The sequence below is a fragment of the Paramagnetospirillum sp. genome (genome assembly GCF_058402745.1).
The window spans coordinates 90,805-108,264 of record NZ_JBZVFI010000003.1; the positions used below are offsets into that span (position 1 = coordinate 90,805).

Genomic DNA, 17,460 nt, shown 5'->3' on the forward strand with positions numbered 1-17,460 from the left:
GTCCCGGCCGCATCTCCTCCTTACCGGCCCCGTTCCAGGGTCAGGACCGAACGCTTGCCGTCCACGCCCAGGCGGTAGAGGCGGTTGACGCTCCATGCCGGCAGCATGTCGGCGTAGTGGCGCGACAGCGGGTTGCCCGACTGGCCGGTGGCGATGACGAAGCGGCTGTCGGCCAGATCGGACAGATCGAACACCGCCCGCAGCCCGGCTCCGTGAATCTGGGGGAAGCGGGTGGCGCCCGCCTCGACGCGATAGGCGGCGCGCGACACGGTGAAATCGTCGCCATCGGCGGGGACCTGCAGATCGGCCATGCCGCCCAGCAGGGGAATCCGTCCCAGGAAGGGATGGTCGAAGCGCGCCGGGTGGGCGGCGCCCCAGCGCCAAGCCTTCATGTCCTTGCCCCAGGTGGTCTCCAGGTCGGCGAGCGCCTGGTCCAGGCTGCGCTCGATCAGGTCGTCGCAGCTTTCCGCCTCGGGGGTGGCGGTATCGTCGCACCAGTGGCGCCGCCGGGTCAGGATGTCCATCAGCACCTGGGGACGGACCCGCTCGAAGGCCGCAAACGAGTCCTTCAGCTCGTCGGCCAGGATGGCGCGGTTCAGGCGGTTGATCCAGGCGGCGTAGATCAGCGGCTCGGCCCGGTCGCGGTCGGCCTTGCCGTCCCAATCGGCCAGCCGGTGGGCGATGTCGCGGGGGCGCTGGGCCTTGAACTCGACGCCGGTCAGCAGTTCCTTGAGCTCGACGGCCTGCAGCGAGACGGCATCGGCCTGGATGGCCATCATGTCCTCGACGGCCAGTCCCCGGCGCTCGCTCAACAGGTCGCGGATGCGGGCCGCCCGGTAGCCCTCCGACCAGGTGGCGGAAATCAGGTAGGGGTACTTGTCCCCCGTCACCTTGTTGTTGGCGTTGACCAGCACGCCGGACTTGGGATTGAGGCTCTGGGGCAGCTTGGCCACCGGCACCCAGCCGGTCCAGTCGCCCTCGTTGGTCCAGCCGCGCGCCGGCACCGTGCCGTTGCCCGATTTGCGGATGGGAACGCGGCCGGCGGTGAAGAAGCCGATATTGCCCGTGGTGTCGGCATAGGCGATGTTGAGCACCGGCGCCTGCACGTCCCGGACCGCCTTGTTGAAGCCGGCCCAATCGCCCGCCTGATTGAGCAGGTGGAGGGCCTGGACGCTGGTGTCGCCATGCCCCAGCGCGGTGGCGGCCATGGACACCACCTCGTCCTTGCCGGCCACGCCCTGGGCCAAAAGGTCGGACACCACCGGGCCGTGGCGGGTTTCGCGCACGTTGATCACCACGTCCGGCAGCCCCTTGACCTTGATGGTCTCGGTGCGGGTGAGGAAGGGGCGGTTGCCCTCCGGGGTGCGGTAATGGGTCTCGCCGGCCAGCTTTTCCACGAACAGATCGACGGTGTCTGCCTGGGTGGCGGTGAAGCTCCAGGCGATGCGGCCGTTGTGGCCGATCAGGTGGAAGGGCAGGCCCGGCACGGTGGCGCCCGCCAGCTTGAGGTCGGGGGCCTCCAGCTCGGCCAGGTACCACAGGATGGGGGCGCGGAAGGCCAGATGGGGATCGCCGGCCAGCAGCGGCTTGCCCGAGCGGGTGCGGGCGCCGCCCACCACCCAGACGTTGGAGGCCGGGGTGGGGCGCATGGCATCCGGAACGGCGTCGAGCAGCGCCTTGCCGCCCTCGGCCGAAAGCGTCACCGGCGCGTCGGCGGGATAGGCGGGGAACAGCTCGGCCAGCCGCTTGGGCTCCAGGGTGCGGGCCAGCTGGGCGCGCAGGATGTCGTCATGCCAGTTGCCGGTCAGCGTCATGGCCATGATCTTCTGCCAGACCATGGAATCGGCTGGGGTCCAGGGCTCCGGCTTGAAGCCGAGGACGCTGAACTCGGGCGGCAGGCGATGGATGTTGTGGCTCATCCAGGCGTTGATGCCGTCGGCATAGGATTGCAGCGCCGAGCGGGTGGGCTCGGACAGCGCCCCCAGCGAGCGCTCGGCGGCCTGATAGAGGCCCAGGGTGCGCATGTAGCGGTCGCTGGCCAGCCCCGGCTCGCCCACCACCTCGGCCAGCCGGCCGGCCCCCAGGCGCCGCTGGGCCTCCATCTGCCACATGCGGTCCTGGGCGTGCACCCAGCCCATGGCGAAATAGGCGTCGTGGCGGGTCTCGGCCCTGATGCTGGGGATGCCGACGCTGTCCCTGGTGATGATGGTCTTCAACTGGATGCCGCTGACCGGATGGCGGCCGTCGATGCGCGGCAGCGAGCCCATCACCACCACGAACAGGGCCGAGGCGCCGAGGATCAGCACCAGGGCGGCGGCGTTGACCAGCTTGGACCAGCCGGACATGACGTCACCGATATGGGCATAATCCTGACCGCCGGATTTGCTTCCGGTCGTGGGCCTGGTCTTCGCGGCGTGTTCAGGCAAGGCGTTCAGCCCCCGCATCCCGTTTCAAACGCTCGTGCCTCTTCGTAACCCGCAGCGGGCGGCGAGTCAAAGGCGCATCGCCTTTGGAGGGCGCGACGGAGCGTGCTATAGGTGAACGTCACGCGTTTTTCATCAAGGACGAGGAATCCGATGATCGGTAAGTTGAACCATGTCGCCATCGCCGTGCCCGATCTGGCCGCCGCCACCGCGCTCTACCGCGACACGCTGGGCGCCAAGGTGTCCGCTCCGGTGCCGCAGCCGGCCCACGGCGTGACGGTGGTGTTCGTGGAATTGCCCAACACCAAGGTGGAACTGCTCCATCCCCTGGGGGAGAAGTCGCCCATCGCCGGTTTCCTCGACAAGAATCCCTCGGGCGGCATTCACCACATCTGCTACGAGGTCGAGGACATCCTGGCGGCGCGCGACAAGCTGAAGGCCACCGGCGCCCGCGTGCTGGGCGACGGCGAGCCCAAGATCGGCGCCCACGACAAGCCGGTGCTGTTCCTGCATCCCAAGGATTTCAACGGCACCCTGGTCGAGCTCGAGCAGGCTTAGTTTTTAGCCCGCGCGATCCGGCCGCCCCGCCAACCCCGGATCGCGCGGGCTCGTTTTGAAGAGGCGTCTCATGAGCTGGTATTGCGACGTCGCGCCGGGTCATCCCTTTCACGGTCCCTATCACGACCAGGAATACGGCTTTCCGCTCACCGACGAGCGGGCGCTGTTCGAGCGTCTGTGCCTGGAGATCTTCCAGGCCGGGCTGTCCTGGCTGATCGTGCTGAAAAAGCGGCCCTTCATGCTCGCCGCCTTCGACGGCTTCGACGTGGACAAGGTGGCGGCCTATGGCGACGCCGACATGGAACGCCTGCTGGCCAACTCCGGCATCATCCGCAACCGCCGCAAGCTGGCCGCCATCGTCGAGAATGCCCGCCGCCTGCAGGCCCTGCGGAGCCGCGAGGGCGGCTTCGCCGCCTGGATCGCGCGCCACCACCCGCTGACCAAGGCGGGCTGGGTCAAGCTGTTCAAGGCGAACTTCGTCTTCATGGGCGGCGAGGTGGTGGGCGAGTTCCTGATGAGCATCGGCTATCTCCCCGGCGCCCACCGCGACGATTGCCCGGTGCGCCAGCGCCTGGATGCTCTCGACGTCCCCTGGGCAAGGGTGGGGGACGGGTTTTATTCCGAATAGGATTTCGCCTGTGTGTAAACAAAGTGTGTCGCTGGCGTTATTGTAAATAAACGCATTCGCTCCCTTTGTATGCACAGATGGCAATGTGGGTGTCAATCGGCTGCATGGCCGGATCACCGCTCGGTCTGGAATTAGTATTGAGCGTTCCCTTGCCTTGTCTTATATTTTTCGCCGGGGAGAGGGCGTTTTCCTGGTGGAATGGACGATGTCTGAGAACGACTTGGGATCTCGATGCCGGAACACGGCCGGAATCGTTGTCAGGGCCTTTGCCGGCTTGCTGGAGGAGCAGGCGGTCGGCGGTCAGGTCTCGGTGGAAGCCATTCGGCGGACCTGCTCGGTGGTCGGCGGAGCCGGCGACATGCTGGACGACCTTTATGCCGGCAGCGAGCGCTCCTGCCAGGATTTGTTCGCCCTGCGGCAAGTGGACGGCCAGCGCGTCAACTATATCGGCCGAATCGTCACCAAGACCTTCGCCCATGTGCTCGACGACCGTGCCTCGGGGCTCACCCGCGCCCATCTCGGCCGTCTTTTCACGGCGCTGCGCATGATCCTGGGCGAGGAGGCCCACGACGAGATTCAGGGGCGCTGCGCCACCATCGCCGCCGAGGTGTCGGCGGGAAGCGGCGGCGTCACCCGCTGGGAAGCCTTCTACGCCCATCCCGAGGCCTTGCTGATCCGCGAACGGATCCTGGTCTCCATCGCCCGGACCTTCCGCCGCTTCGAGGCGCGCAAGGACTGGCTGCTGATCGTCATGAACTCGTCGCCGGGCGGCCGCTCGCTGGGCGGCGGCGCCTTCGTGACGGCCAAGGCGGGCAAGCGCTGCACCGACGATTTCGACGAGGTCAGGTTCCTGAAGATGTTCGAGGCCCTGTTCGCCTCCTGTGATCCCCAGGCCATGACCGAGACGGACCGCAAGGACTTCCTGTCGCGCTGGCAGGTGGCGCCGGAGGCGGTGTTCGGGCCGCTCTTGCTGGAGCTGGCGCGCTTGCGGGCCCGTCTGGCGGTGTGACTTCAAAAAAGGAAACGGCAGGACCGCCGTGGCGATCCTGCCGCATCCTACGTTCCTGGCCTCGGCCTTTCGGCGGACCTGGGACACGTTCCTCCCGACACTCAAGCCGCTTTGGCGCAACCGTTATCGGATGTCTTGCCCGTTCTCCGAGCTTGGCCCCACTTTACGAAATAATCTGACTGCCGTCACCCCATTTCTTTGTGAACCTTTCGTAAATGGCGCGCCATGCGAAAGGGTTGATGTCCGAGGCCGAGGCGCGCATCGTGGAAGGCATCGCCGTGCCGCCTTCGGAGTCTGGCCATGCGCCGCATCCTGATCCTGTCCGCCGTTGCCGGCCTCGCCGTTCCCGCCGCCGCCCTGGCCCAGGGGGCATCGGGGTCGGCGGGGCCCATGGTCATCACCATTTCCAAGCTCGACTGCTCGCGGGTGATCAGCCATACGCCCTCCGCCGACGTGGCCTACAAGCCCGGTGTCGATGTGCGTGGAAAGCCGGTGGTCTCGGCCGACGCCGATCCCAAGCAGGCCGAGTTCGCCCGGAAGGTGCTGCCCGAGGTGCTGGAGATTCCCCTCACCATCAACCCGCTCACCTACAACAAGGCCAAGACCGCCAACAAGAACAAGGCGGCGGCGGCTTCGGCCGTGGCATCCAACACCAGCGCCATCACGGCGGCCCAGGCCCAGGGAACGACGCTCAGCGGCCAGCTTACCACCCTCAACAGTCAGAAGACGGCGCTGACCAACACCTATAATTCCGACACGGCGGCGATCGTCGCCATCACGGGGGGCGCGGGGGCCACCGATCCCGGCCTGCTGGCGGTACGGGCGGCCCGGCAGCAGGCCATCGACAACACCTACAACAGCAAGCTCTCGACCATCAATTCCCAGATCGCCTCGGTGAATTCCTCCATCGCCACCAACACCGCCACCATCGCCACCCTGCAGGCCAACGACACGACGCTCAGGAACCAGTACACCGACACCAACATGGCCACCGAGGGGACGCTGGCCGACCTGTCGGCCAAGGGACTGGATTCGACCACCATGAAGGTGGGCACCGTGAAGTACGACATCGCCCGCAACATCTTCACCTTCAACGACGAACCCCTGATGAGCGAGGACCAGCGCGCCCTGGCCGAGGCCTGCGCCAAGCGGGGCGTCCGCTAGGCAGCCCGATTGCCAAGCCGGCCGCCTTTGCCTATTGTCCCGGTCCAGGATTGATCCGCGGGGTTTCATGATCTTCAACTCGTTCGAGCGCATGGTGGCGTTCCGCTATCTGCGGGCCCGGCGCAAGGAAGGCTTCATCTCGGTCATCGCCGGGTTCTCGCTGGCCGGAATCGGCCTCGGCGTCGCCACCCTGATCGTGGTGATGGCGGTGATGAACGGCTTCCGCCACGAATTGCTGGGCCGTATTCTCGGCATCAACGGCCATATCGGCGTCTACGGTTCGGGGGCGCCGCTGGCCGGTTTCGACCCCCTGGCCGAAACCATCCGCAAGCTGCCCGGCGTCACCCGGGTGATCCCCACCGCCGAGGGCCAGGTCTTCGCCACCTCTCCCGGAGCGGGGACCGGGGCCATCGTGCGCGGCGTGCGGGCCTCCGACCTGCTGACCCGGCCCATCTTCCAGAAGAAGTACCGCGGCAACCCGGCCGATTTCGCCGGCGACGACGCGGTGGTGATCGGCAAGCGCCTGGCCGAGAAGCTGGGGGTGCGCATCGGCGATTCCGTCTCGCTGATCTCGGCCAAGGGCAACGTCACCGCCTTCGGCACCGTGCCGCGCGTGCGCGGCTACAAGGTGGTCGGTACCTTCGACGTGGGCATGTTCGAATACGATTCCGGCTTCATCTTCATGCCGCTGGAAGCCGCCCAGACCTATTTCCGCCTGCCCGACGCGGTCACCCAGATCGAGGTGTTCCTGGACAATCCCGACATGGTGCCCGAGACCCGCAAGGCCATCTGGGACATCACCGGCAGCAGCGCCAACGTCTACGACTGGCAGCAGGCCAACGCCAACTTCTTCAACGCCATCCAGGTGGAGCGGAACGTCATGTTCCTGATCCTCACCCTGATCATCCTGGTGGCGGCGTTCAACATCATCTCCAGCCTGATCATGCTGGTGAAGGACAAGGGGCGCGACATCGCCATCCTGCGCACCATGGGGGCGACGCGCGGCATGATTCTCCGCATCTTCTTCCTGGCCGGCGCCTCGGTGGGCGTGGTGGGGACGGTGGCGGGCACCGTCCTGGGGGTGGCCTTCGCCACCAACATCGAGAACATCCGCCAGTTCATCCAGTCCATCATCGGCCGCGAGCTGTTCGCCGCCGAGATCTACTTCCTGACCCAGCTGCCCGCCCGGGTGGAAACGCGCGAAGTGGTGACCGTGGTGCTGATGGCGCTGGGCCTGTCCTTCGCCGCCACCATCTACCCGGCCTGGCGCGCCGCCAAGCTCGATCCGGTGGAGGCCCTGCGTTATGAGTGACCTGGGCCTCAAGCTGGAAAACATCCGCCGCGTCTTCCACCAGGGCAAGGAAGACCTGGAGGTGCTGAAAGGCGCCAACCTGGAGATCCGGGCCGGCGAGATCGTCGCCCTGGTCGGCCCCTCGGGGGCGGGCAAGTCGACCCTGCTGCACATCGCCGGCCTGCTGGAGCGCCCCGATGGCGGCGAGGTCCATCTGGCCGGCAATCCCGCCGGCGCCCTGGGGGAGAGGGAGCGCACCCAACTGCGCCGCCTGCATCTGGGCTTCGTCTACCAGTACCACCACCTGCTGCCGGAATTCTCGGCCGTCGAGAACGTCATCCTGCCCCAGATGATCGCCGGGGTTTCCCAGGCCCAGGCCCGCGAACGGGCCATGGACCTGCTGGGCCGCATGAAGCTGGCCGAGCGGGCCGAGCACCGCCCCGGCCAGCTGTCGGGCGGCGAGCAGCAGCGCGTCGCCATCTGCCGGGCGCTGGCCAACGCTCCCAGGGTCCTGCTGGCCGACGAGCCCACCGGCAACCTCGATCCCCACACCGCCGACGGCGTGTTCGACGAACTGATCCGCCTGGTCAAGGGCTCGGGCGTCGCCGCCCTGATCGCCACCCACAACCCCGAACTGGCCGCGCGCATGGATCGGGTGGTGAAGATGAGCGAGGGACTGCTGGTCGAGGGGTAGGGGAATGCGGGCAAGATGCCCGCGCTCCATCAATGTGTCGGAGCGCGGGCGTCCCGCCCGCAGGAAGGAAGCGTCCGTCATGACCGCTTTCAAAGGTTGGGTCTCTCGCGGCTACCTTCCTCATTTCGACACGCCCGAGGTGGTTCAGTCCGTCACCTTCCGCCTTGCCGACAGCCTGCCGGCCGGAATCCTGGATGCCGAGGTGGATTCCGTCCTCGATACCGGACACGGGCGATGCCTGCTGCGACGCCCCGAGATCGCCGATCTGGTCGAGCGGGCTCTGCTTCACTTCGACGCCGACCGCTATCGCCTCCTGGCTTGGGCCGTGATGCCCAATCATGTTCATGTCGTCGTGCAGCCGGGTGTTCCGCTGGCCGAGCTTCTCCATACCTGGAAGTCCTTTACCGGCAAGGCCGTCAACCGTCTGCTCGGCGAGCGGGGGACCGTCTGGCAGCCGGATTATTACGACCGTTTCGTCCGTGACGAGTCCCATCTGGCCGCGGCCATCGCCTATGTGGAGAACAACCCGGTGAAGGCGGGATTGTGTTCGAAGGCGGAGGAGTGGCGATGGGGAAGCGCCTATTGGCGGGATGGGTGATGCGGGCGGGACGCCCGCGCTCCGTCAGGGGCGCTTTCCGATGGTGATGCGGGCGGGACGCCCGCGCTCCGTCAGGGGCGCTTTCCGATGGTGATGCGGGCGGGACGCCCGCGCTCCGTCAGGGGCGCTTTCCGATGGTGATGCGGGCGGGACGCCCGCGCTCCAGGTCGAGGGCGTGTCTATGGAGCGCGGGCGTCCCGCCCGCAGGCCCCTTGTCGGAGCGCGGGCGTCCCGCCCGCAGGCCAGCGGTGCGGCTGGAGTCTCTAGCCACTGGGGAGTAGGATACTCCCGGATGGTGAAGGGGGGGGGGCGCCGATGGGTGCGATTCCGAGTGTTTTCGATCTCGACCGCCTGGTTCTGGCCCTGTCCGACGCCTTCGATCTGGTGGGGGTGGACAAGACCGGGCATGCCCGGCGCGTCGGGCTGATCGCGGCGCGAATCGCCGAGGAGCTGGGCTGGGAGAACGGCGAAATCCGCGCCCTGCTGCGGGCCGCCCTGCTCCATGATTGCGGCGTCTCCACCACCGGCGAGCACCACGACCTGATGGGGGCGCTGCGCTGGGCGGATTCGGTGGAGCATTGCCAGCGCGGCGCCGGGTACCTGTCGTCCATTCCCGTGCTGGCGGCGCTGGCCCCCCTGGTGGCCGAGCACCACACCGCCTGGACCAATCTGTGCAACCGGGGCGTCGCCGAGCCGGTGGCCCTGGCCGCCAACCTGATCTGCCTCGCCGACCGCACCGACGCCCTGCTGCAGGGCGGCGCCACCGCCGGACGCGATCTGGTGGCGGCGCTGAAAGGCCATGGCGGCTATTTCGCCCCTCAGGGGCTGGCGGCGCTCGACCGGCTGGCCCGCTGCGAGGCCTTCTGGTTCGCCCTGGACGAGCCGGTCCTGTCGGAAACCCTGGCCCGCCTGACCGCCCTGGGGCCGCCCGAATTGCTGGATGTGGGCGCGGTGGTGCGTCTGGCGGCGGTGGTGGGCGGCATCATCGACCGCAAGAGCCCCTATACCGAGTGCCACAGCGGCGGCGTGGCCAAGGTGGCGGTGCTGCTGGGCAAGGCCATGGGCCTGGGCGAGGCCACCCGGCGGGGCCTGGAAATCGCCGGCTATCTCCACGACATCGGCAAGCTGCGCATTCCCGACGAACTGCTGGACCGCCAGGGGGCGCTCGACGCCGCCGACCGCCTGCGCATGGCCCGGCACGCCTTCGACACGCGGGTGATCCTCACCCACGCCTTCGGCCCCGGCGCCATCGCCGATTGGGCGGCCTTCCACCATGAATGCCTGTCGGGCAACGGCTATCCCTTCCACCTGAAGGAGGGCGACCTGTGCCTGGAGGCCCGCATCGTGGCGGTGGCCGACGTGTTTCAGGCCCTGGCCCAGCACCGGCCCTACCGCGCCCCGCTGACGCCTCAGGAAATCATCGCCCTGATGGACGGCATGGTGTTCGCCGGCAAGCTGGACCACGACCTGGTGGCCGCCTGCAAGGAGCATCTGGACGAATGCTGGATCGCGGCGACGGGCGGATGACGGGGCGTCCCGACTAGGGTAATCTCGCCGCCATGCCGTCCCATGCCGACTTCGTCCATCTGCGCGTCCACACCGCCTATTCCCTGGCGGAAGGGGCCATCAAGCTCAAGCAGCTGATCAAGCTGTGCGAGAAGATGGCCATGCCCGCCGTGGGCATCGCGGATTCCGGCAACCTGTTCGGCGCGCTGGAATTCTCCACCTCGTGCTCGGACGCGGGCATCCAGCCCATCGTCGGCGCCCAGATCGCCATCAGGCGGGAAGACGGCGGCCCGTCCAAGGACGGGCGCAAGCCCGAGCCCGATACCCTGGTGCTGCTGTGCCAGAGCGAGGCGGGCTACCTCAACCTGTTGAAGCTGGTGTCCAAGGCCTTCCTCGAGACCGATGCGGGCGAGACGCCGCAGGTCACCCTGCACGACCTGGAAACCCGTTCCGACGGGCTGATCGTGCTGACCGGCGGTCCCGCCGGGCCGGTGGGCCGCCTGCTGGCCGACGGGCAGGGGGAGAAGGCCGAGATCGTGCTGGCGCGCCTCGCCCGCGCCTTCGCCGGGCGCTGTTACGTGGAGTTGCAGCGCCATGGCCTGGAGGTCGAGGACCGCATCGAGCCGACGCTGGTCTCGCTCGCCTACAAGCACGATTTGCCCCTGGTCGCCACCAACGAGCCGTTCTTCGCCGACCGGGGCATGTACGAGGCCCACGACGCCCTGATCTGCATCGCCGAGGGCGCCTACATCTCCCAGGACGAGCGCCGCCGCCTCACGCCCGAGCATTATTTCAAGTCGCCCGCCGAGATGCGGGAATTGTTCGCCGACCTGCCCGAGGCTTGCGACAACACCCTGGTGATCGCCAGGCGTTGCGCTTTCGGCGTGGCCAAGCGCAAGCCCATCCTGCCGCCCTACCGCATGGACGGTCTGACCGAGGCCGAGGTGCTGCGCAAGAAGACCCTGGAGGGTCTGGATCTGCGGCTGGACAAGCATGTCTTCCAGCCCGGCATGACCGACGACGAGAAGGAGCACGCCGCCAAGCCCTATCGCGAGCGCGTCGAGTTCGAACTGAACGTCATCGAGCAGATGGGCTTTCCCGGCTACTTCCTGATCGTGTCCGACTTCATCCAGTGGTCCAAGGCCCATGACATTCCCGTCGGGCCGGGCCGTGGTTCGGGCGCCGGTTCGGCGGTGGCCTGGGCTCTCACCATCACCGATCTGGACCCGCTGCGCTGGGGGCTGCTGTTCGAGCGATTCCTCAATCCCGAGCGCGTCTCCATGCCGGACTTCGATATCGATTTCTGCCAGGACCGCCGGGAAGAGACCATCCGCTACGTCCAGGGCAAGTACGGCTATGCCCAGGTGGCGCAGATCATCACCTTCGGAAAGCTGCAGGCCCGCGCCGTTCTGCGCGACGTGGGCCGCGTGCTGCAGATGCCCTATGGCCAGGTGGACCGCATCTGCAAGCTGGTGCCCAACAATCCCGCCAATCCCATGACGCTGGAACAGGCGCTGGAGAGCGAGCCGCTGCTGGCCGAGCAGAAGGAGAGGGACGAGACCGTCTCCCACCTGATCGATCTGGCCATGAAGCTGGAAGGGCTGTACCGCCATGCCTCGACCCACGCCGCCGGCGTGGTGATCGGCGACCGCTCCCTGGACGAGCTGGTGCCGCTGTATCGAGACCCGCGCTCCGACATGCCGGTCACCCAGTTCAACATGAAGTGGGTGGAATCCGCCGGTCTGGTGAAGTTCGACTTCCTGGGCCTCAAGACCCTGACCGTGATGGTCACGGCGGTGAAGCACGTCAAGAAGACCAAGGGTATCGACATCGACCTGTCGGCCATTCCGCTCGACGATGCCAAATCCTACGAATTGCTGTCGCGGGGCGACGCGGCCGGCGTGTTCCAGCTGGAAAGTTCGGGCATGCGCGACGTGCTGCGCAAGATGGGTCCCAACCGGCTGGAAGACCTGATCGCCGTGGTGGCGCTGTACCGTCCCGGCCCCATGGACCAGATTCCGCGCTACATCGCCTGCAAGCACGGCAAGGAAGAGCCGGACTACATGCATCCGCTGCTGGAGCCCATCCTGAAGGAGACCTTCGGGATCATGGTCTACCAGGAGCAGGTGATGCAGATCGCCCAGGTGCTGTCGGGCTATTCGCTCGGCGGCGCGGACCTCTTGCGCCGCGCCATGGGCAAGAAGATCAAGGAGGAGATGGAGGCCCAGCGCAAGACCTTCGTCGAAGGCGCCACCGCCAGGGGCGTCGACGGTGCCCAGGCCTCGATGATCTTCGACAAGGTGGCCAAGTTCGCCGAATACGGCTTCAACAAGAGCCACGCGGCGGCCTACGCCCTGATCGCCTACCAGACCGCCTGGCTGAAGGCCAACCACCCGGCCGAGTTCATGGCGGCGACCATGACCTACGAAATGAGCAACACCGACAAGCTCAATTCGTTCCGCCAGGAGCTGGACCGCCTCGGCATCAAGCTGCTTCCCCCCGACATCAACGCCTCTCAGCCCACCTTCTCGGTGGAGGTGCTGCCCGATGGCGGCTCCGCCGTGCGCTACGCCCTGGCGGCCTTGAAGAACGTGGGCGAGGCGGCCATGAAGTCCCTGGTGGAGGAGCGCGAGAGGGGCGGGCGCTTCAAGGACATGGGGGATTTCGCCGCGCGCATGGATTCCAAGGTGCTCAACCGCCGCCAGCTGGAGAACATGGTCAAGGCCGGGGTGTTCGACAGCCTGGATAAGAATCGGGGGCGGCTGTTCAAGAACGCCGACACGCTGTGCCGCTACGCCGCCCAAGCCGCCGAGGACCGCCAGTCCAGCCAGATGAGCCTGCTGGGCGGCTCCAACGCGCCGACCCTGAAGCTGGAAAACGGTCCCGACTGGTCGCCGCACGAGAAGCTCAACCAGGAATTCGAGGCGGTGGGCTTCTACCTCTCCGCCCACCCGCTGGACGCCTATGCCAAGAGCATGCGCCGCCTCAACGTGCTGAAGATCGCCGAATTGCCCCGCCACCTCCAGGCCGGCGGCAAGGGCAGGGTGCGCCTGGCCGGCTCGCTCTTGTCCAAGCAGGAGCGCGTCTCGGCCAAGGGCTCGCGCTACGCCTTTTTGCAGTTCTCCGACGCTTCCGGCATGTTCGAGGTCACCTGCTTTTCGGAAATCCTCGCCACCTCGCGGGAATTGCTCGACGCCGGCGGGCCGCTGCTCATCGACGTGGACGCCAAGCTGGAGGAAGACCAGCTGCGCATGACCTGCCAGCGCATCGCCTCCCTGGATCAGGAAGCCGCCAAGGCCGCCGCCGGCATCCGGGTCATCATCTCCGACGACAGCGCCCTGAAGCAGCTCTCGGACCTGATCAACGGCGAGGCCCGGGGGCGCAACCGCGTCGCCATCGTGGCCCGGGCCGGCAACCGCGAGGTGGAACTGGGCCTCAAATCCACCATCACGCTTTCGCCCAAATTCATGGGCACGCTGCGCAGCATTCCCGGTATCACCGAGGTGGAGGAGATCTGATGGCGCTCAAGTGGCTGACCGCCTTGGTGGTGGCAATGGGCCTCGCCGCCTGCACCCCTTCCGAATTCGCCGAGCCGCCCGAGGTGGTGCTGCTCTCCATGGTGCCGGTGGACGTGTCGCTGATGGAGCAGCGCCTCGCCGTGACGCTTCGGGTGCGCAACCCCAACAACGCCGCCATGAGCATCGACGGCATGCGCTTCGCCATCGACATCAACGGCAAGACCTTCGCCAAGGGCACCAGCGACAAGGCCGTCACCGTGCCCCGCCTGGGCGAGGCCGAGGTGGCGGGGGTGGCCCATGTCTCCACCACCGACCTGATGCGCCAGGTGCTGGGCGCGTCGGAGGCCAAGGGCGTGGAGTACCGGCTGTCCGGCGCCCTGTTCCTGGCCCATGGCGGCCGGGCCGCCTTCGACCAATCGGGGGATTTCGACTTCGCCTCGGCCCTGGGCGGCACGGGCAGGAGGAATTGACGCCATCCGGGGAGAGCGGGCAGGATGCCCGCGCTCCAAGGCTTTCGGAGCGCGGGCGTCCCGCCCGCTGACTTCACACGTGCCGTGAGTTCCCCATGAACCGCTTTCTCGTCCTTCTCGCCGTCCTCGTCCTGGCCGCCCTCAACGCCGCCGGCTGGTGGTGGTTCAACCGGCCGGTGCCGGTGGAGCTGTCGTTCAACGAGCCGTTCCCCTCGGTGTCCTTCGCGCCGTTCCGGCGGGGCCAGGGGCCGATCACCCAGGTCTATCCCACCTCGGAGCAGATCGCCCAGGACGTGAAGAGTCTGGTGGGCGTCGCCAAGGGCGTGCGCACCTACACCTCACGCGAGGGTCTGGACGTGGTGCCGGAGCTGGGCCGCAAGTACGGCATCGAGGTCACCCACTCGGCCTGGCTGGGCAAGAAGACCGCCATCAACGATGCCGAGGTCGACGCGCTGATCAAGGCGGCCAATGCCTATCCCGACGTGATCAAGCGGGTGATCGTCGGCAACGAGGTGCTGCTGCGCCAGGACCTGCCCCCCGAGCAGTTGATCGCCTACATCCGCAAGGTCAAGGCGGCGGTCAAGCAGCCGGTGTCCTATGCCGACGTCTGGGCCTTCTGGCTGAAATACCCGGAAGTGGCCAAGGAGGTGGACTTCCTCACCATCCACATCTTGCCCTATTGGGAGGACGAGCCCGTCGGGGTCGAGGGGGCCGCCCATCATCTGGTCGCCATCTACAAGCGCATGGCCGAGCAGTTCGGCAAGCCCATCCTGATCGGCGAGGCCGGCTGGCCGACGCGGGGCCGTTCGCGCGGGCCGGCGGTGGCCGACATGGAGAACGCGGCGCGCTTCGTGCGCACGCTCGCCCTGGTCTCCAAGGAAAACGGCTTCGACTACAACGTGGTGGAAGCCTTCGACCAGCCGTGGAAGGCCTTCCTCGAAGGCACCGTCGGCGCCAAGTGGGGGGTGATCGACGAGAACCGCCGGGTCAAGTACGCCATGTCCGGCCCCGTCGAGCCCAGCCCCGACTGGCCGCGTCACGCGGCGGCGGCGGTGCTGATCGGCTCGGCCCTGTCGCTGGCGCTGCTGTGGCGGCGCTGGGGGGATTACGACCTGAAGGGCGGCCTGGTCGTGCTGGTGCTGGCCCAACTGGCCGGGCTGTTCATCACCTGGCAGGCGGTTAACGCCCTGGCCATGGCCTATGACCGGCTGGAGGATGCCTGGGCCTGGGCCCGCATCGGGCTGCACGCCGCCTTGTCCGTGACCCTGGCCTGGGCCGCATCCCGGCAGTTCCGGCGGGAGCCGGCGACGCTGTACTGGCCGTGGGCCGAGAAGCTGATGCCGCTTTACGGCTTCGCCGCCATCGTGGTGGGAGCCACCCTGCTGCTGCACGGCCGCTACCGCGACATTCCGCCGGTGGAGTTCCTGGCGCCCTGCCTCGGCCTCACCCTCTACGGCCTGGGCCGCATGGCGGTGCAGGGCAAGCCGTGGGAAGAGGCCTTCGCCGCCGGAAGGCTGTTCGGCGGCGACGGATTCGGCATGGCCAAGCGCTTCACCATCGGGCTGGCCCTGTCCGCCCTGGCGGCGCCGCTGTCCGAGGCCTGGGCCCTGTCGCGCGGCGAGGATTTCATCACCTCGCATCCCCTTTGGTCCGACCGCATCCCCCTGCTGGTCCGCGCCCTGTGGGAGAACCGGGAGATGTGCGTCTGGGCCGTCATGGTGGTGGTGATGATCCTGCCGTTCTGGGCGGAATGGCGGCTGCGTTCGAAGAAGGGCTGAAGCCATGAGCGGCGCGGCCCTGTCCCTGCCGCCTTACCTGGGGGTGGCGCCCACGCCCTTCGGTACCATGCTGTTTCCGGCGGGCGACATCTGGGTGGGGCGCTCCATCGCCCATTATGGAGAATATTCCGGGGGCGAGACCGCCCTGTTCCGCCAGTTCGTCCAGGCCGGCGACACCGTGGTGGAGGCCGGGGCCAATATCGGCGGCCTGACCCTGCCCCTGGCCGGTCTGGTGGGAGCGGCGGGAAGGGTGCTGGCCTTCGAGGCGCAGCGCTCCATTCACGCCATCCTCACCGCCAATCTGCTGCTCAACGGATTGCGGCATGTCTGGGCCGAGCGGGTGGCGCTGGGCGCCCAGGCCGGGACCATCAAGGTTCCCGAACTGGATATCGCCCGGGTGGAGAATTTCGGCGGCGTGTCCCTGGGCGGCGGTGACGGCGAGGACTGCCCGGTCCGCACCCTGGATTCCTACGAGCTGACCGCGCTGAAACTGCTCAAGATCGACGTGGAAGGCGCCGAATCCGAGGTGATCGACGGCGCCCGCGACACCATCCTCCGCCTGCGCCCGCTCCTTTACGTGGAGAACGACCGCAGGGACAGATCGCCGGCGCTGATCAGGCGTATCCTCGATCTGGGCTACCGGCTGTGGTGGCACGTGGTGCCGCTCTACTCGCCCCACAACCCGCGCGGCAACGCCGAGAACCTGTTCGGCAAGACCGCCTCGCTCAACATGGCCTGCCTGCCGCGGGAAAGCGGGCTGGCCTTCAGCGGCGGCATCGAGATCCTGTCGCCCGACGCGCCGCCGCCCATCTGACCCGTATTGTCATCCCGAGCGGATGCGAGGGATCTCCGCTTGGCGTAGCGGCACCGGTCCTGAAACGTCGGGTCAGAACGAGATCCCTCGTCCCGATGGTCCTCGGGATGACAAAAGGGGGGAGCTACGGCAGGGTCTTGGCCAGCCGGAAGCCGAGATTGGCGTTGTGCAGCGGCTGCTTCAGCGAGGCGCGGTGCCAGTTGGTCACCGCGATGGGCAGGTTCAGCGCCGAGCCGCCGCGCGTCACGCGGTAGCAGCCGGTCTCCCAGTCCTTGGAGAATTTCTGGTCCTTCAGCCCGGCGATGAACTTCTCCATGTAGCAGTCGGCCGTCCATTCCCAGACGTTGCCCTGCATGTCGTAAAGGCCGAAGGCGTTGGGCTTCAGTTTGCCCACCGGGTGGGTGACGTTGCCGGAATTGGCGGTGTACCAGGCATATTCGCCCAGACTCTTCACATCCTCGCCATGGGAATAGGTGGCCGACGAACCGGCGCGGGCGGCGTATTCCCATTCCTGTTCGGTGGGCAGGCGGTAGGTGTGGCCGGACTTGGCGTTCAGCTTGGCGATGAACTCCTGGATGATCTTCCAGTCCACGTGCTCGACCGGATTGGTGGGCCCCTTGTTGGCGCTGGGATTGGTGCCCATCACCGCTTCCCATTCGGCCTGGGTCACCTCGTACTTGCCGATGGCGTAGGGCTTGGCGATGGTGATGGTCGGACGCTTGGGGGCGTCGGGTTCCGGGTCCTCGTAATCCTTGGGATTGCCGGCGGTCACCGAACCGGAGGGAATCACCACCATCTCGGGGCAGAAGGCGCAATCCTTGAAGCTCTTGCCCGGCGCGGGCGACTGGGCGGAGGCGGTGGGCGCCGCCACGGCCAGCGCCAGCAGGACGAGGCCGGTGGTGGAGAGCTTGGTCATCGTCTCGATCCTTCCCGCTGTCTGGAAACTCAGATGTTCAACACATCTTGATGTGGTGTTGCTTTCTGATAATACGACATCAATCTGCGTATG

Annotated in this window: 14 protein-coding genes; 12 read left to right on the forward strand and 2 right to left on the reverse strand. The window is 67.2% G+C overall.

The features are described 5' to 3' along the window. Positions 1 to 20 precede the first annotated feature (20 nt). Positions 21 to 2,345, reverse strand: coding sequence for a penicillin acylase family protein (locus tag ACV4UZ_RS01345; RefSeq protein ID WP_491599158.1), 2,325 nt, complete (start codon positions 2,343 to 2,345; stop codon positions 21 to 23). Between the two features lie 231 nt (positions 2,346 to 2,576). Between ACV4UZ_RS01345 and mce the strand changes: the two genes are divergently transcribed. From mce to ACV4UZ_RS01405, 12 genes are all read left to right on the forward strand, one after another. Then, positions 2,577 to 2,981, forward strand: a complete 405-nt coding sequence (mce, locus tag ACV4UZ_RS01350) for a methylmalonyl-CoA epimerase (protein ID WP_085372801.1) — start codon at positions 2,577 to 2,579, stop codon at positions 2,979 to 2,981. A gap of 70 nt (positions 2,982 to 3,051) precedes the next feature. Continuing rightward, complete coding sequence (locus tag ACV4UZ_RS01355; RefSeq protein WP_491599159.1) at positions 3,052 to 3,609, forward strand: DNA-3-methyladenine glycosylase I; 558 nt, start codon at positions 3,052 to 3,054, stop codon at positions 3,607 to 3,609. A gap of 205 nt (positions 3,610 to 3,814) precedes the next feature. Next, positions 3,815 to 4,618 (forward strand): hypothetical protein, encoded by an 804-nt coding sequence (locus tag ACV4UZ_RS01360; RefSeq protein ID WP_491599160.1) that lies wholly within the window; start codon positions 3,815 to 3,817, stop codon positions 4,616 to 4,618. Between the two features lie 300 nt (positions 4,619 to 4,918). Then, a complete protein-coding gene (locus ACV4UZ_RS01365; RefSeq protein ID WP_491599161.1) occupies positions 4,919 to 5,782 on the forward strand; it encodes a hypothetical protein in 864 nt (287 codons plus the stop codon). A 67-nt stretch (positions 5,783 to 5,849) separates the two neighbouring features. Beyond that, complete coding sequence (locus tag ACV4UZ_RS01370; protein ID WP_491599162.1) at positions 5,850 to 7,094, forward strand: lipoprotein-releasing ABC transporter permease subunit; 1,245 nt, start codon at positions 5,850 to 5,852, stop codon at positions 7,092 to 7,094. Next, on the forward strand, positions 7,087 to 7,767 hold the full coding sequence (locus ACV4UZ_RS01375; protein WP_491599163.1) for an ABC transporter ATP-binding protein: 681 nt from the start codon (positions 7,087 to 7,089) through the stop codon (positions 7,765 to 7,767). Before ACV4UZ_RS01370 ends, ACV4UZ_RS01375 begins: the two co-directional genes overlap by 8 nt. 79 nt (positions 7,768 to 7,846) lie before the next feature. Next, positions 7,847 to 8,365, forward strand: coding sequence for an REP-associated tyrosine transposase (locus ACV4UZ_RS01380; RefSeq protein ID WP_491599164.1), 519 nt, complete (start codon positions 7,847 to 7,849; stop codon positions 8,363 to 8,365). Between the two features lie 315 nt (positions 8,366 to 8,680). Next, entirely contained in the window at positions 8,681 to 9,892 is a 1,212-nt protein-coding gene (locus ACV4UZ_RS01385) for an HD-GYP domain-containing protein (RefSeq protein WP_491599165.1), read from the forward strand. A gap of 32 nt (positions 9,893 to 9,924) precedes the next feature. Beyond that, entirely contained in the window at positions 9,925 to 13,389 is a 3,465-nt protein-coding gene (dnaE, locus tag ACV4UZ_RS01390) for a DNA polymerase III subunit alpha (RefSeq protein WP_491599166.1), read from the forward strand. Then, positions 13,389 to 13,859 carry an LEA/WHy family protein gene (locus tag ACV4UZ_RS01395; RefSeq protein ID WP_491599167.1) on the forward strand — a complete coding sequence of 157 codons (471 nt, stop codon included), beginning with the start codon at positions 13,389 to 13,391 and terminating at the stop codon, positions 13,857 to 13,859. The genes dnaE and ACV4UZ_RS01395 overlap by 1 nt, the downstream gene beginning before the upstream one ends. 95 nt (positions 13,860 to 13,954) lie before the next feature. After that, positions 13,955 to 15,637, forward strand: a complete 1,683-nt coding sequence (locus ACV4UZ_RS01400) for a glycoside hydrolase family 17 protein (RefSeq protein WP_491599168.1) — start codon at positions 13,955 to 13,957, stop codon at positions 15,635 to 15,637. A 4-nt stretch (positions 15,638 to 15,641) separates the two neighbouring features. Continuing rightward, a complete protein-coding gene (locus ACV4UZ_RS01405) occupies positions 15,642 to 16,451 on the forward strand; it encodes an FkbM family methyltransferase (RefSeq protein WP_491599169.1) in 810 nt (269 codons plus the stop codon). A gap of 124 nt (positions 16,452 to 16,575) precedes the next feature. Here ACV4UZ_RS01405 and ACV4UZ_RS01410 read toward each other — a convergent pair whose 3' ends face one another. Continuing rightward, positions 16,576 to 17,367 carry a formylglycine-generating enzyme family protein gene (locus ACV4UZ_RS01410; RefSeq protein ID WP_491599170.1) on the reverse strand — a complete coding sequence of 264 codons (792 nt, stop codon included), beginning with the start codon at positions 17,365 to 17,367 and terminating at the stop codon, positions 16,576 to 16,578. Positions 17,368 to 17,460 lie beyond the last annotated feature (93 nt).